At 68.7% G+C, this 19863-nt stretch carries 20 protein-coding genes; 15 read left to right on the top strand and 5 right to left on the bottom strand.

Going from position 1 to position 19863, the window contains the following annotated elements:
- The first annotated feature begins 189 nt into the window (after nucleotides 1-189).
- From U1T56_RS22875 to U1T56_RS22840, 8 genes are all read left to right on the top strand, one after another.
- Nucleotides 190-1611: a homospermidine synthase gene (locus U1T56_RS22875; protein WP_418161830.1), complete on the top strand. Its 1422-nt coding sequence runs from the start codon at nucleotides 190-192 to the stop codon at nucleotides 1609-1611.
- Between the two features lie 167 nt (nucleotides 1612-1778).
- Complete coding sequence (locus U1T56_RS22870) at nucleotides 1779-2906, top strand: type III PLP-dependent enzyme (protein WP_418161829.1); 1128 nt, start codon at nucleotides 1779-1781, stop codon at nucleotides 2904-2906.
- 88 nt (nucleotides 2907-2994) lie between these two features.
- Nucleotides 2995-4419 (top strand): alpha/beta hydrolase family protein, encoded by a 1425-nt coding sequence (locus U1T56_RS22865; RefSeq protein ID WP_418161828.1) that lies wholly within the window; start codon nucleotides 2995-2997, stop codon nucleotides 4417-4419.
- Nucleotides 4420-4517: 98 nt separating this feature from the next.
- Entirely contained in the window at nucleotides 4518-5564 is a 1047-nt protein-coding gene (gene argC, locus U1T56_RS22860) for an N-acetyl-gamma-glutamyl-phosphate reductase (protein WP_418161827.1), read from the top strand.
- A gap of 16 nt (nucleotides 5565-5580) precedes the next feature.
- A complete protein-coding gene (locus tag U1T56_RS22855; RefSeq protein WP_418161826.1) occupies nucleotides 5581-6807 on the top strand; it encodes a threonine ammonia-lyase in 1227 nt (408 codons plus the stop codon).
- Nucleotides 6808-6916: 109 nt separating this feature from the next.
- Entirely contained in the window at nucleotides 6917-7543 is a 627-nt protein-coding gene (locus U1T56_RS22850; protein WP_418161825.1) for a response regulator, read from the top strand.
- Between the two features lie 44 nt (nucleotides 7544-7587).
- Nucleotides 7588-8241 (top strand): sigma-70 family RNA polymerase sigma factor, encoded by a 654-nt coding sequence (locus tag U1T56_RS22845; RefSeq protein ID WP_418161824.1) that lies wholly within the window; start codon nucleotides 7588-7590, stop codon nucleotides 8239-8241.
- Entirely contained in the window at nucleotides 8238-8897 is a 660-nt protein-coding gene (locus tag U1T56_RS22840) for a ChrR family anti-sigma-E factor (protein WP_418161823.1), read from the top strand. Before U1T56_RS22845 ends, U1T56_RS22840 begins: the two co-directional genes overlap by 4 nt.
- Nucleotides 8898-8905: 8 nt before the next feature.
- Here U1T56_RS22840 and U1T56_RS22835 read toward each other — a convergent pair whose 3' ends face one another.
- Entirely contained in the window at nucleotides 8906-9562 is a 657-nt protein-coding gene (locus U1T56_RS22835) for an alpha/beta hydrolase (protein WP_418161822.1), read from the bottom strand.
- Nucleotides 9563-9683: 121 nt separating this feature from the next.
- On the opposite strand from U1T56_RS22835, the gene gluQRS reads away from it, so the two are divergent.
- The 4 genes from gluQRS (at nucleotide 9684) to U1T56_RS22815 (ending at nucleotide 12717) form a co-directional block, all read left to right on the top strand.
- Nucleotides 9684-10595 carry a tRNA glutamyl-Q(34) synthetase GluQRS gene (gene gluQRS / locus U1T56_RS22830; protein ID WP_418161821.1) on the top strand — a complete coding sequence of 304 codons (912 nt, stop codon included), beginning with the start codon at nucleotides 9684-9686 and terminating at the stop codon, nucleotides 10593-10595.
- Nucleotides 10596-11525, top strand: a complete 930-nt coding sequence (locus U1T56_RS22825) for an alpha/beta fold hydrolase (RefSeq protein WP_418161820.1) — start codon at nucleotides 10596-10598, stop codon at nucleotides 11523-11525.
- Between the two features lie 122 nt (nucleotides 11526-11647).
- Entirely contained in the window at nucleotides 11648-12451 is an 804-nt protein-coding gene (locus U1T56_RS22820; RefSeq protein ID WP_418161819.1) for an undecaprenyl-diphosphate phosphatase, read from the top strand.
- A 98-nt stretch (nucleotides 12452-12549) separates the two neighbouring features.
- On the top strand, nucleotides 12550-12717 hold the full coding sequence (locus U1T56_RS22815; protein WP_418161831.1) for a hypothetical protein: 168 nt from the start codon (nucleotides 12550-12552) through the stop codon (nucleotides 12715-12717).
- A 318-nt stretch (nucleotides 12718-13035) separates the two neighbouring features.
- Here the strand turns inward: U1T56_RS22815 and U1T56_RS22810 are convergent, their stop codons facing one another.
- Together U1T56_RS22810 and U1T56_RS22805 are read right to left on the bottom strand one after the other, a co-directional pair.
- Entirely contained in the window at nucleotides 13036-13770 is a 735-nt protein-coding gene (locus U1T56_RS22810) for a phasin family protein (protein WP_418161818.1), read from the bottom strand.
- 88 nt (nucleotides 13771-13858) lie between these two features.
- Nucleotides 13859-14581, bottom strand: a complete 723-nt coding sequence (locus tag U1T56_RS22805) for a helix-turn-helix domain-containing protein (RefSeq protein WP_418161817.1) — start codon at nucleotides 14579-14581, stop codon at nucleotides 13859-13861.
- Nucleotides 14582-14847: 266 nt separating this feature from the next.
- On the opposite strand from U1T56_RS22805, the gene U1T56_RS22800 reads away from it, so the two are divergent.
- Together U1T56_RS22800 and U1T56_RS22795 are read left to right on the top strand one after the other, a co-directional pair.
- Entirely contained in the window at nucleotides 14848-16260 is a 1413-nt protein-coding gene (locus U1T56_RS22800) for an MFS transporter (protein ID WP_418161816.1), read from the top strand.
- Between the two features lie 72 nt (nucleotides 16261-16332).
- Complete coding sequence (locus U1T56_RS22795; protein ID WP_418161815.1) at nucleotides 16333-17691, top strand: MFS transporter; 1359 nt, start codon at nucleotides 16333-16335, stop codon at nucleotides 17689-17691.
- A gap of 136 nt (nucleotides 17692-17827) precedes the next feature.
- On the opposite strand, the gene U1T56_RS22790 is transcribed toward U1T56_RS22795, so the two are convergent.
- Nucleotides 17828-18259, bottom strand: coding sequence for a hypothetical protein (locus U1T56_RS22790; protein ID WP_418161814.1), 432 nt, complete (start codon nucleotides 18257-18259; stop codon nucleotides 17828-17830).
- Nucleotides 18260-18367: 108 nt separating this feature from the next.
- Nucleotides 18368-18811, bottom strand: coding sequence for a bactofilin family protein (locus U1T56_RS22785; protein ID WP_418161813.1), 444 nt, complete (start codon nucleotides 18809-18811; stop codon nucleotides 18368-18370).
- On the opposite strand from U1T56_RS22785, the gene U1T56_RS22780 reads away from it, so the two are divergent.
- Nucleotides 18810-19862: a 23S rRNA (adenine(2030)-N(6))-methyltransferase RlmJ gene (locus U1T56_RS22780; protein ID WP_418161812.1), complete on the top strand. Its 1053-nt coding sequence runs from the start codon at nucleotides 18810-18812 to the stop codon at nucleotides 19860-19862. The two genes, U1T56_RS22785 and U1T56_RS22780, sit on opposite strands and share 2 nt — an antisense overlap.
- Nucleotide 19863 lies beyond the last annotated feature (1 nt).

Raw genomic sequence — 19863 nt, 5'->3', positions numbered from 1 at the left:
CGGTCGAGGGTGCTCACGCGGCGAGCGCCTGCGCGATCCAGGCCTCGAGCTGCGCCTGCGGCATGGCACCCGTCGTGGGGGGGGCCCCCCCCCCCCCCCCCCCCCCCCCCGCCTCCGGAAGCCCGATTGTCGTTCTGTTGGAGAGCTCGCGCCGGCACGCGGCGCAGCGTCGAAGAGGAGCCGTGGCCGATGGCCCAGCACGTCGTTCACACAGAGCTTCCCGGGCGTCTCGTCATGCTCGGCTGCGGCAGCATCGGCCAGGCCGTCCTGCCCCTGATCCTGCGCCACATCGGCGTCACGCCCGACCGGATTACGATCGTCACCGCCGATTCCCGCGGCCGGGACGAGGCGGCGCATTACGGCATCGCCTTCATCGAGGAGCCGCTGACACGCGAGAACCACCGCCGGGTGCTGGAGCCCTTGGTCGGGGCCGGCGACTTCGTCCTCAACCTCTCGGTCGACGTCAGCAGCACGGCCATCGTCGCCTTCTGCCACGAGCGCGGAGCGCTTTATCTCGACACCGTGGTCGAGCCCTGGGGCGGAGTCTATTTCGACCGCACGCTCTCGCCGGCCCAGCGCTCGAACTACGCCATGCGCGAGAGCATGCTGCGGCTGCGCCGCGAGCTCGGCCGCGGGCCGACGGCGGTGAGCGCTCAGGGCGCCAACCCTGGCCTCGTCTCGCAGCTCGCGAAGGAGGCGGCCCTCGTCGTCGCCCGCGACACCGACCTCGAGCTCGGGCAGGAGCCGAAGGATCGCGAGGGCTGGGCGCGTCTGTTTCGCGATCTCGGCATCAAGGCGATCCACATCGCCGAGCGCGACACCCAGATCGCGGACCGCCACAAGCGTCCGGGCGAGTTCGTCAACACCTGGTCGATCGACGGCTTCGTCGCGGAAGGCTGCCAGCCGGCCGAGCTGGGCTGGGGCACGCACGAGCGGCATTTTCCCGCCGAAGGCCGGCGGCACCAGAGCGGCTGTGGCTCGGCCATCTATCTGAACCGGCCGGGTGCGGGCACCCGCGTGCGGACCTGGACGCCGAACGCGGGCCCGTTCCACGGCTTCCTCGTGACGCACAACGAGTCGATCTCGATCTCGGACTACCTGACGCTCCGCGAAAACGACACGGTCGTCTACCGGCCGACCGTGCACTACGCCTACCACCCTTGCGATGACGCCGTGCTCTCGGTGCACGAGCTCGCCGGCCGCGGCTGGCAGCAGCAGCCGGAGCAGCGGCTCCTCATGGAGGACATCGTCTCGGGTATGGACGAGCTCGGCGTGCTGCTGATGGGGCACAAGAAAGGCGCCTTCTGGTATGGCTCGCAGCTCACGATCGAAGAGGCCCGTGCGCTCGCACCCTACAACAGCGCGACCTCGTTGCAGGTGGCGGCCGGCGTTCTGGGCGGTATGGTCTGGGCGATCGAGCATCCCGAGGCCGGCATCGTCGAGGCCGACGATCTCGACTACCGGCGTGTGCTGGAGGTGGCGAAACCTTATCTCGGCCCCGTGGTGGGGGCCTACACCGACTGGACCCCGCTGCAGAATCGCGGCGTGCTGTTCCCCGAAGACCTGGACCCGAGCGACCCCTGGCAGTTCAAGAACGTCCTGGTCGGCTGAAGGCATCAGGGAAAACTTGACAGTTTTCCTCTAGCCTGAAGCCGAAAGCCATCGAAGGAGCAGCTCTCCTTCACAAGACACCCCGAGACAGCGGGAGCGACGGTGCGCCGCCGCCTTACCGGTCTCGTCCCCGTCAACGCCTCTGCTCTTTCGGAGGGTTCGAGGGCATGACCCCGAAGCTTCGCCGCTTTCTCGACGAGGTGCGCCCGAGCACACCCTGCCTCGTCGTCGACCTCGACGTGGTCGAAGCCAATTACCGGGCGCTCGCCACGGCGCTCGACGGTGTGGAGATCTTCTACGCCATCAAGGCCAACCCTGCGCCCGAGATCCTGACCCGGCTCGTGGCGCTCGGCAGCTCGTTCGACGCGGCGAGCGTGCCCGAGATCGAGCAGGTCCTGGCGGCTGGTGCCGGGCCTGCGCGGATCTCCTACGGCAGCACGATCAAGAAGGAAGCCGACATCGCCCGCGCCTTCGAGCTCGGCGTGCGGCTCTTCGCCTTCGACAGCGAGGCCGAGCTCTCGAAGATCGCTCGCGCTGCACCGGGGGCGCGCGTCTTCTGCCGCATCCTCACCAACGGCGAGGGTGCCGACTGGCCGCTTTCCAGGAAGTTCGGCTGCACGCCCAAAATGGCGAAGGATCTGCTCGCGCGCGCCGCGACGCTGGACGTGGTGCCCTGGGGCGTCTCGTTCCACGTCGGCTCGCAGCAGAAGAACCCGAAGGCCTGGGACAGTGCCTTGGCCGAGGCCGCGAGCCTGTTCCGCGAGCTCGAAGCGATCGGTGTCGAGCTCGGCATGGTCAATCTCGGCGGCGGCTTCCCCACTCCCTACCGCAGCGACGTGCCCGAGATCGGCGCTTACGCCCATGAGATCATGGAGGCGGTGCGACGTCATTTCGGCAACCGGCTGCCGTTCCTGATCGCCGAGCCCGGCCGCGGCCTCGTCGGCAATGCCGGCGTGATCCAGACCGAGGTGGTGCTGATCGCGGAGAAGGGCGACGCCGACGGCCGGCGCTGGGTCTATCTCGACATCGGCAAGTTCGGCGGCCTCGCCGAGACCATGGACGAGGCGATCCAGTACCCGATCCACAGCCACCGCAAGGGCGCGCCCGTGCCCGTGATCCTGGCCGGGCCGACCTGCGACAGCGCGGATGTGCTCTACGAGCGCGCCCCTTACACCTTGCCTGCGGATCTCGCGATCGGCGACCGGCTCGAGATCGAGGCCACCGGCGCCTACACCACGACCTATTCGACCGTGGGCTTCAACGGCTTCGAGCCGTTGCGGTCCTACTACATCTGAGGGCATGCCCTCTCGCCGTCACGCCGAGGCCTGATCCTATGGTATGCTCCGGCCCTGAGCCGCGAGCGACCCGAGAGGAGGCTTTGGCGTGACGGAAGACAGGAATACCGGCCACGTCGCGAACCCGCTGCTGACCGAGACGGCGCTGCTCGACTACGACACCGCTTTCGACCGGGCCGATTACACGGGCGAGCCGGACCGGCCGGTCCTGTCCGATGGCAATGCGGTGGATCGCGGCTGGCAGCCGCTCGATGCGGTCGTTCCGGGCGGCGTGCAGGTGGTGCCGCTGAGCACGCTCGTTCCGGGCGTGCCGTTCGGCTCCGCCGCCCATTTCTACGTCGGCGAGCGGGAAGGGGAACGGATGCTCGCGATCGCCTTCCGTGGCACCGACGAAGGCCCTGACGAGTTCGCCTTCCTGCTCACCACGGTGGGAACCCGCCCGGACGGCACGCCGATCTATGGCGCCGACTTCTACCAAGCGGCCCACGCCGAGGCGGTGGCAACCGCCCTCGCTTATGCGCAAGACCCGGCGCACGACATCGACCGGGTCCTGATCACCGGCCACAGCCTGGGCGGGATCATCGCCGAGCTGACCACCGCTCGTGTCCTGGACACGCCCGCGTTCGTGGATCTCGCCGCGAGGACGGAGACGATCACCTTCGGCTCGCCCGGCTCGACCGCCGATGCGCAGGGCAACGCCATCTTCAACCTGATCCACAGCGACGATCTGGTGGCGCGCATCTCCGACCTGAGCCCGCTGCTCGTGGCCGCGCACGTTCATCGCGAGGGCGTGGCTCTGTCCATGGCACGATCCGAGGGAACCCTGCCTCCCTTCCGGCCGGAGGACCTCGACACCCCGCAGGAGGTGCTGCAAGCGCTCCTGGACCCTGCGAACCGCGTCGAGCACGGCATCCTCCACTACATCGACACGGCCCGCCTCCTCGACGACGGGCAGCACGTCATGCCCGGCGTCGCCCGGCACCCGGGCGAGCCGGACCGCTGGCAGGAGATCGCCGTCGATCGCGGCACGGTCGGCACGGCGGACGCCGACACCCTGGAAGGGACCTGGCGGGGGGAGATCCTGTTCGGCCGCGACGGCGATGATCGGATCTACGGCGGCTACGGCGCCGACGGGCTCTCTGGCGGCAGCGGCAACGACCTGCTCCACGGCGGCCCCGGCGACGATTTGCTCGACGGCAATGCCGGGGACGATCGGATCAGGGCTGCCCGTGGCAACGACACGATCCATCTCAGCACCGGTCGGGACACGATCGAGGGCGGCCGCGGCCGGGACACGGTCGTCATCGACCGAAGCATCGAGGATCTTCGGATCGAGTTCGGGCACGGCCGGGTGGTCGTCATCGGCGACAGGGTCCATGCGACCCTGACCGGGGTCGAGCGACTGGTGCTCGAGAACGGCATCCACCGGGCAGGGCAGCACGATCCGGCCTTTCTGCCCGACGATCCCGCCCGGTTCTGGCGCTACCACGCCGAAACCGATCACCTCCTTTAGGCTTCGGGGAGTCCTCGTCGCGTTCCTTGCCTCGACCGTTGCCGCGAGCGGGGCCGTCCCCTAGAACGGTGCCCACTTTCCGGCAGAGGATATCGGCCATGAGTTCGACGGGCATCAGGATCGGCATTCTCGGCGCCAGCGGCTACACGGGTGCCGAGCTCGTGCGCCTCCTGGGCGATCATCCACAGGCCGAGATCCGGGCACTCACCGCCGAGCGCCAGGCCGGCAAGCCCTTGGGCGAAGTGTTCCCGCAGCTCGCGATCTACGATCTGCCGACGCTCGTGAAGATCGACGAGCTCGACGTCGGCGGCCTCGACGTGATCTTCTGCTGCCTGCCGCATGCCACGACCCAGGCCATCATCAAGAGCCTGCCACGCGGACCGAAGATCATCGATCTCTCGGCCGACTTCCGCCTGCGCGATCCCGCTCTGTACGAGGCGACCTACGGCCACGCCCACCAGGCGCTCGAGCTGCAGGAGCAGGCGGTCTACGGCCTTTCCGAGCATTACCGCGACGCCATCCGCAAAGCCTGGCTCGTCGCCAATCCCGGCTGCTACACGACCACTGCCGAGCTGCCGCTGATCCCGCTCCTCAAGGAGCGGCTGATCCAGCCCGAAGGCATCATCATCGATGCCAAGTCGGGGGTGAGCGGCGCCGGGCGCGATGCCAAGCAGGGCAGCCTGTTCACGGAGGTCACAGAAGGCATCCACGCCTACGGTGTCGCCACCCACCGCCACACGCCCGAGATCGAGCAGTGCCTCGCCGACTTCGCCGGCAGGCCGATGCGGGTCACCTTCACCCCGCATCTGATGCCGATGAGCCGCGGCATTCTGGGCACGATCTATGTCCGCCTCGCGGCCGGCATCTCGCCCGAGGACCTGCACCGCTGCCTTGCGGGCGCTTACGCGGACGAGCCCTTCGTCCACGTCCTCCCCTTCAAGAGCCTGCCCGCCACGCGCCACGTCCGCGGCAGCAATCTCTGCCTGATCGGTGTCCATCCCAGCCGGATTCCGGGGGAAGCGATCCTGGTCTCGGTGCTCGACAACCTGGTCAAGGGCGCTTCGGGCCAGGCGATCCAGAACATGAACATCGTGCTGGGACTGGACGAGCGGCTGGGGCTGAGCCAGCGGCCGCTCTTCCCCTGAACGGGGGTTCGTGCCCATGACCGTGACGCTCGAGGACGTCCGCGCAGCGGCGAAGCGTCTCGAAGGCCAGATCGTCGAGACGCCGTGCCTGCTCTCGCGTACCCTCTCCGAAATGACGGGTGCCGAGATCTGGCTGAAGTTCGAGAACCTGCAGTACACGGCCTCGTTCAAGGAGCGCGGCGCCTACAACAAGCTCTCGCGGCTCACGGCAGAGCAGCGGGCGGCCGGCGTCATCGCCATGTCGGCCGGCAACCACGCGCAGGGCGTCGCCTACCACGCGCGGCGGCTCGGCATTCCGGCCACGATCGTGATGCCGGGCCAGACCCCGTTCGTGAAGGTCGAGAACACACGGCGCCTGGGTGCCAGGGTCGTGCTCGAAGGCGAGGGTGTCGAGGAGGCCGCGACCCGCGCCGCCGAACTCGGCGAGCAGGAAGGGCTCACCTTCATTCATCCCTTCGACGACCCCTTGGTGATCGCGGGCCAGGGCACGATCGCGCTCGAGATGCTGGCAGCCGCCCCCGATCTCGACGTGCTCGTGGTGCCGATCGGCGGCGGTGGGCTGATCGGCGGCATCGCCACGGCCGCGAAGACGCTGAAGCCCGAGATCGAGATCGTGGGCGTGGAGGCCGAGCTCTACCCTTCCGCCTATCGCCGGCTGCGCCACCGACCCTCGACCGTGGGCGGCCCCACCATCGCCGAGGGCATCGCCGTCAAGGAGCCGGGTGGCCTCACGCTGCCGATCATCGAGCATCTGGTCGCGGACGTCCTCCTGGTCGAGGAGGCGGCGATCGAGGCCGCCATCGTGCAGCTCCTCGAGATCGAGAAAACCGTGGCCGAGGGAGCCGGGGCCGTAGGCCTCGCCGCCATCAACAGCCATCCCGAGCGTTTCCGCGGTCGCCGGGTCGGCCTCGTCATCTCCGGTGGCAACATCGACAGTCGCCTGCTCTCGGCCGTCATCCTGCGCGGCCTCGTCCGCACGCAGCGGCTCGTGCGCCTGCGCGTGAGCGTGCCCGACAGCCCGGGCAGCCTCGCCCGAATCGCGACCACCATCGCCAACAGCGGTGGCAACGTGGTCGACGTCATCCACCAGCGCGCCTTCGCCAAGCTCTCGGTCAAGCTCGCCGACGTCGACTTCACGATCGAGACCCGCACCGGCGAGCACGCCGAGGAGATCGCCCGGGCGCTCGTCGATGCCGGCTTCGCCGTCACCCGCCTCGGCATGGACGCCGGCAGCGGGCCTTGAGCAGCTCTAGGATTATTTTCTTTACTGCGCGCGATTTTTGCTATAAAGTCCTGCTCCGCTCGGGCGCCGTAGTCGCGCCCGGATGACCGGCTGCAGGAGGCCTGAGCCCATGCGCGTGCTGCTGGTGGAAGACAAGGCGGTCGAAGCGCTGGCGCTCCAGCGCGAGCTGGCCGGCCGTTGCGAGCTCAGGGTCGTGGGCAGGCTCGCCGATGCGCTGACCACGCTGGGCCAGGCGAGCTGGCGGCCGGACGTGATCCTGACCGGGCTGGATCTGCCCGATTCCGAAGGTCTCGCCACGCTTCACGCCCTGCAGGAGGCCGCACCCGGCCTGCCCGTGCTCGTGAGCACCGGGCTTGCCGCCGAGGCGCTGCGGCAGCAGCTCGAGGCGCTCGGCACGCCGGCGAGGTCCGGCGGCCTCGGCACCCTGCCGCACACTCCCTTTCATCACCACGCCGCCGGTTCCTCGCTCCTGGCGTACCGGATCGAGGCGATCGCCGAGATCGACCGGGTGACGCGCCGGGCAGCCGATGCGGCCGTGGCGCAGGCGATCGATCAGCTCCTCGACCGGCTCGGGCTCGAGGACGAGGAGGGCCTACGCATGGCGATCCGGCTGGCCCGGGGCTGGGAGGCGGCGAAGCTCCGCTTCGTCTCGGCCGTCACCACCGGGCTCGCCACGGCGCTGCTGCTCTCGATCGGCGCCGGCGTTATGGCGATGCTGAAGAGCGGCTCCAAGTGAAGGCCATTTGATCCGAAGCCATCGCGCCTGCGTAGAACGTCACCATGCTGGGCGATACCGTCTCGATCCTCGCCGCGAGCTGCTGCCTTGCGCTGCCGCGTGGCGCGCGCAAGATGGCGATCATGGACACGCGGGAAACGGGTTCGGAAGCCGACCTCGAGGCGGACATGCACGCGGTCGCACAGATGCGCGACCGTTCGGCCTTCGGCAGGATCTTCGCTTTCTACGGGCCGCGGGTGAAGGCCTATCTGCGCCGCCTCGGCGCCGAGGATGCCGTGGCGGAGGATCTGACCCAGGAGGTGATGCTCGCGGTCTGGCACCGTGCGCACCAGTTCGACCGCAGCCGCGCATCCTTGAGCACCTGGATCTTCAGGATCGCCCGCAACAAGCGCATCGACGCGCTGCGGCGCGAGCGGCGGCCCGAGCTCGACATGGACGACCCTGCGCTCGCGCCCGACGACGAGCGGACGCTGCGCGGCGACCGGCACGCCGAGGTGGAGGAGGCCAGGCATCTGGTCATGCGGGCGGTCGAGCGGCTGCCGGCGGAACAGGCGCAGCTCTTACGGATCTTCTATTTCGAGGAGAAGCCGCACAGCGCCATCGCCGAGGAGGTGGGGCTGCCGCTCGGCACGGTGAAGTCACGCCTGCGGCTGGCTTTGAGCAAGCTGCGGGCTCTACTCGATGGTCTTGACGGATGAGCGGGCATCCGAGCGTGGACGAGCTGTTGATGGCGCATGCGGCGGGAAGGCTGCCCGAGCCCGTGGCGCTCGCCGTCGCGACGCATCTGGCGCTCTGTCCCGCGGCTCGTTCGCGCTATGCTGCTTACGAGGCGCTGGGCGGGATGTTCCTGGAAACCCTGCCCCCGGCCACCCTGGCGGAGGATGCCTGGGAGCGTCTTCTGAGCCGGCTCGACACGACCGGGGCAGGCGAGCCGGAAGAGCAGCCTCGCCGCGACGATCCAGCGACGACATACCATCGGCTGCCGCGGCCTCTTCGCGACTACCTGCCGGGGCCGCTCGAGACGCTGCGCTGGCGCCGCTACGGCGGCGTCGCCGAGGCCGAGCTGACTCTGCGAACCCCCGGCTACCGGACGACGCTGGTCCGGGTGCGGGCCGGCAGAGCCGTGCCGCAGCACACGCACGAGGGCAACGAGCTCACGGTGGTGCTCGAGGGCGCCTTCCACGACGAGCGTGGGCGCTACCAGCGCGGCGATCTCGTGATCGCCGATGGCTCGGTCGACCACATGCCGGTGGCGGACGAGAGCGGGGACTGCCTATGCCTCGCCGTCACCGATGCGCCCTTGCGTCTGACCGGGATGCTCGGGCGGTTCCTGAATCCGTTCGTCCGGATCTGACGCCGCCCTCAGACCGGCGGCAGCATCGCCTGGAGAAACCTGCCGCCCGCGGCGATGCCCTCGGGATCGATGCCGTGCGCGAGGCCCGGGCGGCGAATCCACTGGACCGGAATCCCGGCCGCCTGCAGCCCTGCCACGGCCGCGAACATCGCCTCGAACGGCACCACGTCGTCGGCATCGCCGTGGATCAGCATGACGGGCGGTCGGCTCCTGACCTCGCGGGCGAGATCCTCCGCCCCGATCAGAGCGCCCGAGAGCCCGAGTACAGCCGCCACGGGACGAGTTCGTCGTGGGGCGACGTGCAGCGCCATCATGGCGCCCTGGGAGAACCCCAGCAACGCCAGCCGGCTCTCGTCGAGACCGTGGCGGGCGAGGAGTTCGTCGAGATGGGCATCGAGCAGCGGTGCCGTGCGCCTGATCCCGGCGAGCAGCGCTGCCGGCTGGCGGTCCTGCAGGCTGAACCACTGCCGGCCGAAGGCGGCCATGTCGCAGGGCTCCGGCGCATCCGGCGCTACGAACAGAGCATGCGGCAAGAACGGCGCCAGCACGGAGGCGAGATCGACGAGATCCTGCCCGTCGGCGCCTACACCGTGGAGCAGGACCACGATCGTGCGCGGCGAGCCACCGGCGGCGGGGCCCATACTCGGTCCGTAGAGCGTCGTCATCTTATTCCGAACCTGTGGTAAACCAGATCTAGCGCAGGTTGGCGGAGCAGACCATGATCGGCTGCTGGGCGAGGCTCGAGCACGAAAGCCATGGCGGGATCGAAGGAAGCACGGCGGCGGCATGATCAAGGGCAGTGATTTTCTTCCCCTGCCGGGGCCGGGCGAGCCACCGCACGTGACCCGCTTCGCGCCGAGCCCCACCGGCTACCTCCACCTCGGCCACGCCTACTCCGCCCTCTTCGCCTTCGAGGCGGCGCGCATCACGGGCGGCCGCTTCCTGCTCCGGATCGAGGACATCGACCGCCAGCGCTGCCGGCCCGAGTTCGAGCAGGGCATCATGGAGGATCTGCGCTGGATCGGCATCACCTGGGACGGTCCGGTCCGCCGCCAGTCCGAGCACATCGACACCTATCGCGCCGCCCTCGACGAGCTGCAGCGGATCGGCGTGATCTATCCCTGCTTCTGCTCGAGAAAACAGATCCGGATCGAGATCGAGCAGGCGGGAAGAGCGCCGCACGGGCCTTCGGGCGAGGCGCTCTATCCCGGCATCTGCCGCCATCTGGATCCGGCGGAGAGCGCCTGGCGGATCAGGAACGGCGAGCCTTACGCGCTCCGCCTCGATGTCGGGAAAGCCCTCGCCCTCACCGGAGTCCTCACCTGGGAGGACTGCCGCGCCGGCGTGGTCGAGGCCGATCCCTTGAGCCTCGGCGACGTGGTGCTGGCCCGAAAGGACGTGCCGACCAGCTATCATCTCGCGGTCACGGTCGACGATCACCTGCAGGGCGTGACCCTGGTCACGCGCGGCGAAGACCTGTTCCACGCCACCCACGTCCATCGCCTCCTCCAAGCACTTCTGGGCCTGCGCACCCCGCGCTACTACCACCACAACCTCATCGCCGACAGCAGCGGCCAGCGACTCGCCAAGCGCAACCGCGCCATCACCCTGCGACATTTGCGCGACTGCCGTCGCACACCGGACGATATCTGGCGTATGATCGGGCTATCTGCGGAAACGAACCCCAAGGCCCTCTGATTGCCCCGATCGCTCTGCCTGATCGCTCTTCTCCTTCTCGCCGCCTGCGCCGTGCCGTTCGGCGTGGAAGGCGTGCCGATCACGCCGGTCGCCACCTGGACGCCACCGGCCCGGGTGCCGCCGCGGGCGGTGATCGTGGCGCTGCACGGCTTCAACGACTACAAGGCGGCGTTCAAGGATTTCGGCACTTGGGCCGCCGCGCATGGCGTGCTGGTCGAAGCCTACGACCAGCCCGGCTTCGGCGAGCGCCCCGACCGCGGTAGCTGGCCGGGCGTCGCGGCATTGACCGAGGCTCTGAATGCCGCCGTGCGCCAGGCGCGCACGGCGCATGCAGGGCTCCCGGTCTACGTGTTGGGCGAGAGCATGGGTGGAGCGGTCGCGGTCGCGGCGCTGGCCCGTTCCGACGCCCCGCCGGTCGACGGCCTGATTCTCTCCGCACCCGCGGTCTGGGACACGAGCCGCCTGCCCGTGACCTATCGGGTGCTGTTGCGGGTCCTCGCCACTCTCCTGCCGCCGCTCAAGGTGAGCGCCAGCGGGCTCCGCGTGCAGGCTTCCGACAACATCGAAGCGCTGCAGGCCTTGGGTCGCGACCCGCTCTATGTCCGCGACACCCGGATCGACGCGGTCGCCGGCCTCGTCGACCTGATGGAGAAGGCCCGCGCCGAGGGGCCGCAGCTCGGGCTGCCCATGCTCGTGCTCCTGGGCGGTCGGGACCAGATCGTGCCGCCTGCCGCCTCGCGCAGCTTCGTGCGGTCCTTGCGACCGGACTCCTGCTCGGTCGTGACCTATCTCAGCGGCTGGCACCTGCTCCTGCGCGATCATCAGCGCGAGCGGGTCTTCGACGACATCCTGGCCTGGATCGAGAAGCGGCCCCTGCCTTCCGGGCTCGATCATCCTTGCGGCCCGGCGCCGGGGCCGGCCCAGTCCTGATGCGCCGCGGCCCGTGGCCTCGTGCCCGTTGACAGGCAGGGCGGGCGCAGCCCATCCATCCTGTGGCGCAGGACCGATGGTCCGGCGGCCCGGACCTGCTAGCATGCCTCTGGAGTCGGTTCTTGCTCGACAATCTGCTTGATCCGCTGATCCTCGGCGTCGTCGAGGGCGTCACCGAGTTCATCCCGGTCTCCTCGACCGGCCACCTCATCCTGGCGGGCCATCTCTTAGGTTATCAAGACGCCAGGGCCGAGCTGCTCGAGATCGTCATCCAGCTCGCGGCCATCCTCGCCGTCTGCGTGCTCTACGCCGGCAGGCTGCTGCACGTCGTGGCCGGCCTTCCCACCCGTGTGGAAGCGCGCCGGTTCGTGCTCGCCGTCACCGTGGCCTTCGTGCCCTCGGTGGTGCTGGGCCTGGTGCTGCACGACTTCATCAAGAACGTGCTGTTCTCGCCCTGGGTCGTGGTCGCGGCGCTGATCGTGGGCGGCATCGCCATTCTCCTGATCGAGCGCGCGGCAAAGTGGGCCCGCTACCACGACACGGACCAGGTGCCCCTGGGCGTGGCGCTCGCCATCGGCTTCTGCCAGACCGTCTCGATGATCCCCGGCGTCTCGCGCGCAGGAGCGACCATCATGGGCGGCCTGCTCCTCGGCCTCGACCGGCGCGCGGCGGCCGAGTTCTCGTTCTTCCTCGCGATCCCGACCATGCTGGGGGCGAGCGTGCTCGACCTCTGGAAGAACCGCGATCTCCTCGATGCCTCGCTCGGGCTCGAGATCGCCGTCGCCTCGGTCGCGGCCTTCGTCACCGCCATGATCGTGGTCCGCGCGTTCGTGACCTTCCTCGGCCGGCACACCTTTGCGCCGTTCGGCTGGTACCGGATCGCGGCCGGCCTCGTGATGACGGCGGTGCTGCTGGGCGGGCTCTGAGCTCGAGCAGGCGACACGCACCCGCGGAACCGCGTGGCCGACCGGCCGGTTGCTGTCCCCGGCTCGCGTATCGTCCGCCCGAGCCGGGGTTCGCTGCCATGTGGTACAAGGATGCCGTCATCTACAGCATCGACGTCGAGACCTTCATGGATTCGAATGGCGACGGCATCGGCGGTTTCAACGGCTTGACCGACCGGATCAGTGGCCGGACGCGAGGAATGCCGGCTTCTCGCCGGCGTCTGCGAAGCGCCTTATCCGGCCGGTGACCGCCAAGGGCGATTACGCCTGCACCAGGGTCAACGCGCAAGCCCAGCTCCAGGCCCCGGACTCGCGCCTGAACCGGATGGCGCGGCTGATGTATGCGCCGAAGCTGTCCCGAGATCGGCTCGGCCCGCAGCGTCCTGGCGCTGCAGAATCTCGCCGTGCCCCGCTTCGGCGAGCCCGTTTTCGAGCGCCCGATCGACCTCACCGGCGACCATCGCCATCCGCCGCCGGCCCGAGGGCCGAATCGAGCTCGGCGCCTACGGCTATCGCTGGTTCCGGATGGAGGGAGCCGCCCTCTAGCGTGGCGGCCTCCTCCGGATTCAGCTCTCCTTCTTGGCGGCTCCGCCCCGCCGGCCACGCGTCGTCGCGGATTCCGCCTTCGCGGTTTCCGTCCTGGCCGATGCGGACGACGGCTTCCTGGCGCCGGGCTTGGCCTCGGGGGTCTGCCTGGCGGCAGGCTCCGGCTTCCCCGCCATCGTTGCCTCTGCTGCCGCGGTCGGCGCCGTGGCGGCCGCCGTCGTGGTCGGTGTCGCGGCGGGCGGCTGCTCGGCTGCGGCCTTCCTGGTCTCCTGCTCGAGCGAGGCCATGCGCCGTCGCATCTCCTCGATGACGGCCGTGGTCTGCCGGGCCGCAGCCTCGAAGGCCTCCTGAGCCCTTCGCTGCAGCTCGGCGAGCTCGGGGGCGGAAGCGCCGATCGCCTCGAGGTTCTTGGCGGCGCATTCGTTGAGCACCGCCATGGCCTCGCTCTGCACTTTGAGCAGGAGATTGCCGAGCTCCTGCACCTGCGCCATCACCCGCTCGAACGCCGCCCGCATCCGGTCGAGCTGCTCGGCGGGAGCGGTCGCGGCCTGAGGCTTCTGCGTGCTCGACTGGAGCTCGCTCCAAAGATTGCGCATCGCCTCCTGGACCATACCGATCTGCCGCTCGGCATAGGTGCGCATGCCGTCGGCCACGATCTGCCCAGCATTGGTGAAGGCGGCGAAGTTCCGTCGCTGCGCCTCGAGCAGAGCTTGGGGATCGAACGGATTCGACTTCTTCGATCTGTCGGCGGCCACGTGGACCTCCCCTGGCTGACATGGGCGTCATCATGGTAGTTGCCCGAAGCCGCCGTGCCTACTCTCGGCTTTGTCGATCGCTTCCGCCTCAGCGATCCTGCACGCTCAGAGCTGCGTCCTGCTTGTCGATCAGCGCGTCGAGGCAACAGATGGCCTCGAGCTTGTCGCGATCGCGCACGACGATCCGGCTGCCGCGTACCTCGAGCCCGGCCTGCTCGAGATTGCGGAACGCGCGCGACAGGTTCTCGGCCGTCATGCCGAGCCGCGAGGCGAGGGTGCCCTTGCTGAACGGCAGGCGGGCAGCGCCGCCCTCCCCGGTCTCGTCCCAAAGCCGCAGGAGGAAGCAGGCGAGGCGCTGAGTCCCCGTGCGCAGCTTCAGGTCCTTCACCTGCCGCACCATCTCGCGGAACTGGCCGGCCAGGAGCGCTATCATGATGCTGGCGAGCCCGGCATCCTCGCGCACGCAGCGGCGCAGGTTGCTCGCTTCCAGCATCAGGATCTGGCTCGGCTCCAGCGTGCGCGCCGCCATCAGATAAGGCGTGCTGGTCAGTGCCGCCGCCGGGATGAAGCAATCGACCGGCCACAGGATCTGGATCGTGGTCTCGCGGGCGCCCGACGTGCGCCCGATCAGCTCGACGGCACCCTCGAGCAGCACGTGCAGGAAGTCGGGCGAGTCGCCCGGATCGAACAGGACCGTGCCCTTGGGAAAGCGCTGTAGATAGGCGCCGCGGCTCAGGCGCTCGAGCTGCGCGTCGTCGAGGTCGGCGAGCAGCTTCACCTGGCGTAGCGGCTCGATGTCCTTGAGCTTCATGATGGGCGCGCTTCCGGAGCCGGAGGCTGTTTTGACATTTATGGTATCTGATATCATCTTCTGTCAAGAAGCTGCATCGAGCAGATCAATTCCAGCGATGATAAGAAACGACGATCGCGACATTTTATCCATCACTTGCGCCGCTTGATCGAAATCAAAGGATGGCCGCCCTCTCCCTGCCATGATCGCCGGTGAGGCGCAAATGGCCTTCCCGGCCGGGCACCAACCAAGAGCCGACCGGTGCAGAACGCATAGCGAGGCGCGTCATGCAGGCTCTCGATCAGGTCACGCCGGCACAGCAGACCCGGATGCTCGCCTTGAGCACCATCGCGTTCACGGTCTGCTTCGCGGCCTGGACCATCTTCTCGATCATCGGCGTGCAGATAAAGAAGGACCTCGGGCTGAACGACACCGAGTTCGGCCTTCTGGTCGGCACACCTATCCTCACGGGATCGCTGATCCGCCTGGTCCTCGGCATCTGGGCGGACCAGTTCGGCGGCCGGCGCGTGTTCACGCTGGTCATGGTGGCGGCCGCGGTCGCCACCTGGCTTCTGACCTATGCTCATACATATGAGCAGTTCCTGCTCGCGGCCCTGGGTGTCGGCATCGCCGGCGGCTCGTTCGCCGTCGGCATCGCCTATGTCTCGAAATGGTATCCCAAGGACAAGCAGGGCACCGCGCTCGGCATCTTCGGCATGGGCAATGTCGGCTCGGCCGTGACCAAGCTGCTCGCTCCCTTCGTCATGGTCGCCTTCGGCTGGACGATGGTGGCGAAGGTCTGGGCTCTGGGCCTGCTCGTGATGGCCGCCCTGTTCTGGTTCATGACCGAGGACGACCCGGACCTCGCCGAACGCCGCCGGACCGGCCGGAAGGCGGAAGGCTTCCTCGCCCAGCTCGAGCCCTTGAAGAAGCTCCAGGTCTGGCGGTTCTCGCTCTACTACTTCTTCGTCTTCGGCGGCTTCGTGGCGCTGGCCTTGTGGCTGCCGCGCTACTACGTCGGCGTCTACGGCCTCGACATCAAGACGGCCGGCATGCTGGGTGCCCTCTACTCGATCCCCGGCAGCATCTTCCGTGCCTATGGCGGCCACCTCTCGGACAAGTTCGGCGCCCGGAAGATCATGTATCTCACCTTCTTCGGCGCTGCCGTCACCACTTTCATCCTATCCTATCCCGCGACCGACTACGTCGTGCACGGGATCAACGGCCCGATCAGCTTCACGCTGGCCTTGGGCTTCGTCCCGTTCACGATCCTCACCTTCATCCTCGGCTTCTTCATGAGCTTGGGCAAAGCCGCGGTCTACAAGCACATCCCGGTCTACTATCCCGATCGCGTCGGCTCGGTCGGCGGGGTCGTGGGGCTCGTCGGCGGGCTCGGCGGCTTCGTGCTCCCGATCGCCTTCGGTGCGCTGAACGACCTGATCGGCGTGTGGACGAGCTGCTTCATGCTGCTCTTCCTCCTGGTCACGACCGCACTGATCTGGATGCACTTCTCGATCCTGGCCATGGAGCGCCGGGCGGCCCGCGAGCGGATCGCGACCCTGCCACAGCTCCCCGAGATGGCCGAGATCCACACCCCGGCCCATGCCGGAACGCTCAGCGAGGCGACGCCCCCCGCCCGCGATCCCACGGCGGCCGAGGCCGAGCGGCGCTACCTCGAAGGCGGGGCGCTGCCCGCCTGACCACCCGATCCACGACCGGACGGGGCGCAGCATCGCCCCGTCCCTCTTCCCGCCCGAACAGGGAGACAACGGATGGCCACCCAGGTCACCTCCCCGAAGATCGTGCCCAGTGGCACCTGGCTCGACCGCTGGCAGCCCGAAGATGCGGCCTTCTGGGAGCAGACGGGCAAGAAGCTCGCCTGGCGCACCCTCGCCATCACCACCGCCAACCTGACCATGGCGTTCGTCGTCTGGTTCCTGGTGTCGGCACTCGTGGTGAAGCTGCCCAACATCGGCTTCAAGCTCGACGCCAGCCAGCTCTTCTGGCTCACCGCCATGCCGGGGCTCGCCGGTGGCACGCTGCGGATCGTCCACACCTTCCTGATTCCGATCTACGGCACCCGCCACACGGTGGCGATCAGCTCGCTCCTGCTGCTCCTGCCACTTCTGGGCTGGGCCTATGTCGTGCAGGACCCCTCGACACCTTACTGGGTGCTCCTGGTACTGGCGTTCCTCGCCGGCCTCGGCGGCGGCAACTTCTCGAGCTTCATGCCCTCGACCAGCCTGTTCTTCCCCAAGCGGCTCGCGGGCACCGCGCTCGCCATCCAGGCCGGTGTGGGTAATTTCGGCGTGAGCCTGGTCCAGTTCGTGACCCCCTGGATCATCGGCGCCGGCCTGTTCGGCAGCCTCGCCGGCGCCCCGCAGACCTTCACGAAGGCCGGCGTCACGAGCGACATCTGGCTGCAGAACGCCGCCCTCGTCTGGGTGCCGTTCGTCCTCGTGTTCGGGCTTCTCGCCTGGTTCATGCTGAAGAGCGTCCCGGTCCAGGCCAACTTCAAGGAGCAGCTCGACATCTTCAAGCTGAAGCACGGCCTGTTCATGACGATCCTCTACATCATGACCTTCGGCACGTTCTCCGGCTTCTCCGCGACCTTCCCGCTCCTCATCAAGCAGCTCTACGTCACCCTCGACAGCACGATCGATCCTCTGCACTGGGCGTTCCTGGGTCCGCTCGTCGGCTCGATCGCGCGCGTCCTGGGAGGACCGCTCTCCGACCGGCTGGGCGGCGCCAAGGTGACGCACTGGGCCGGTATCGGCATGCTCGCCTGCACCATCGGTGTCATCTTCTACGTGAATCCGACCTCGGCCGCCGATTTCCCCTGGTTCGTCACCTTCATGCTCGGCGTGTTCCTGTTCTCGGGTGTCGGCAACGCCTCCACCTTCAAGCAGATGCCGATGCTGTTCCCACCACGCCAGGCCGCGGGCGTCATCGGCTGGACCGCCGCGATCGCGGCTTACGGTCCCTTCGCCGCCGGCATGCTGATGGGTCTTTCGATCTCCTGGTTCGGCTCGCCGGTCGTGTTCTTCGTCTGGGCGGCCATCTACTATACGGGCTGCATCGCGCTCAACTGGTGGTACTATGCCCGCAAAGGCGCCGAGGCCCCCTGCTGAGCCACCCGCCCTTCTGCCTGTTTCGGCTCATCGCCCCGCGGATCCGCCCGCGGGGCTTTTCCGTCGCCTGCGGTCGCAGATGGGACAGGAAGCGGACCCTGCAGCCGTGCTCGAGCACCCGCCGGGCGCCTCGCCGTCAGCCCCGCGTCGCTCCCGTCATCCCGACCACGTCCAGCCCGCCCTTGCCGTTCTTCGCGATCGTGAAGGTCCGCTCGCTCCAGCCGTTGCAATAGCCGCTCATGCCGCCGGCATGGCGGCGGCCGCCCATGACCGTGTCCTGGCCGGCGTGCCGGGTCTCGTCCCACCAGTAATAGCGGACCTTCATCACGATCCGATCGGTGGTCTCGCTCACGAGCTGCGTTCCGACCGGCGTCATCCGCGGCTGCGTGCAGCTCATGCTCTTCTCGATCGCGTTGTCGGCGTAGAAGCTCGTCACCTTGAATTGCAGCCCGTCGTCGTAGCCGCCGAGCCCCGGCCCCTGCCAGGCACAAGCACCCAATGCCAGCGCCCCGAGCAGCCCTCCGGCATCTCGGGTCGATACCGAGGACCACGCAGCGAGCCGCCACATCGCACGTTCTCCACCCAGCCCGCGAACGAATCGCCGATACGGCCCGTCATTCTATGATCTCATGAGCCCGAGCCTCGACCACGACCGCGTGAGCGCACCGCCTCTCGCCTACTTGAAGCGCTGGCACTGGCCCTCGAACGAGGCGCCCTTGTCGATCTGCAGGGCGGCGCACAGGAGCTCGGCCACGACCTGCGCCGAAGGCGTCAGGTGGATCTCGGTGGCCTCGATCCGGCCGGTGACGATGCCGGCGACGATCACCGTGTCGGCATGGATCTCGCCCACGACCACGCCGGGTTGATCCACCTCGACCACCGGCACGTGGATGCGGCCCTCGATCCGCCCCGATATCTGCAGCTTGCCGCCGGCCTCGACATCGCCCGTGATCTTCATGCCGGGACCGATCGCGGTGAGCGCTACCGGCCGCGACGTCCCCGCCTCCGGCCCGACCAGCATCGGCACGGGTCCGTCGGGCTCCTGGTCATGGGCTCCGCCCTCCTCGACCCAGACCAGAGGCTCCCTCACATCGGAATGCTTCTTGCGGCGCAGGAACATGATCCTCTCCATTATCCTCCGCACGGCCGAAGGCCTCTCCGACCGCGAGGGGGACCCGTCCGCCTTCCGGGGCTGTGGCGTTCCACGCCTGCCCCGGCGCTGCCGGTCCGAGCCGCGCTGCCGGCTCATGGCTCTCCTTCGCTGGCAGCGCTTCGCCGGCGTGCCGCATCGGGGCATGATGGCTGCCCCGCCCGACCAGCACGGGAGCGCGATGCTCAGCTACCGTCACGCCTTCCACGCCGGCAATTTCGCCGACGTGCTCAAGCACGCGGTCTACGTCACCGTGCTACGCTATGTCACCATCAAGGCGAAGCCGCTCTACGTCCTCGACACCCATGCCGGGGCGGGTGTTTACGATCTCGGCTCGCCCGAGGCGGCCAAGACCCGCGAGCACCGGGCCGGGATCGAGCGGGTGCTGGCGGCACCGGGCTCCTGGCCCGATCTCCTCGCCCCCTATCTCGAGCTCGTCCGGGCGTTCAACCCACCGGGCCGGCTCGCCGTCTACCCCGGCTCGCCGGCTCTCGCACGGGCCATCCTGCGGCCGCAGGACCGGCTCGAGCTGGTCGAGCTGCACCCGACCGATCATGCGGCGCTCGCCGCCCGCTTCGCCCGTGCCGAGCGCGCCCGCGTGGTCAGGGCCGACGGTCTCGCCCATCTCGTCGCGCGCATGCCGCCGCCCGAACGGCGCGGGGTCGTGCTGCTCGACCCGAGCTACGAGATCAAGACCGACTACGAGGCGGTGGCGAGGGCGATCGCCAAGGCGCACCGCCGCTTCGCGACCGGCACCTATCTCCTCTGGTATCCGGTGATCGAGCGGACGCGGGTCGAAGCGCTGCTCGCGGCCTTGCGCGCGACTGGTATCCGCGCCCAGTACCGGATCGAGCTCTGCCTGCTTCCCGACAGTCCGGGCAGAGGCATGACCGGTTCGGGCCTCGTCGCGATCAACCCGCCCTGGATGCTGCCCGCCATGGTCGAGGCGGGCCTGCCCTGGTTGAAGCAGCGCCTTTCGGCCGAAGGACCCTGCGAGGCCGGCTGGCTCGTGCCCGAGTAGG

The sequence above is a fragment of the Benzoatithermus flavus genome, assembly GCF_037908215.1.
GTDB lineage: Bacteria > Pseudomonadota > Alphaproteobacteria > Geminicoccales > Geminicoccaceae > Benzoatithermus > Benzoatithermus flavus.
The sequence above is the reverse complement of the archived record's forward strand: the minus strand, read 5'-3'. Positions and strand labels throughout refer to the sequence as shown.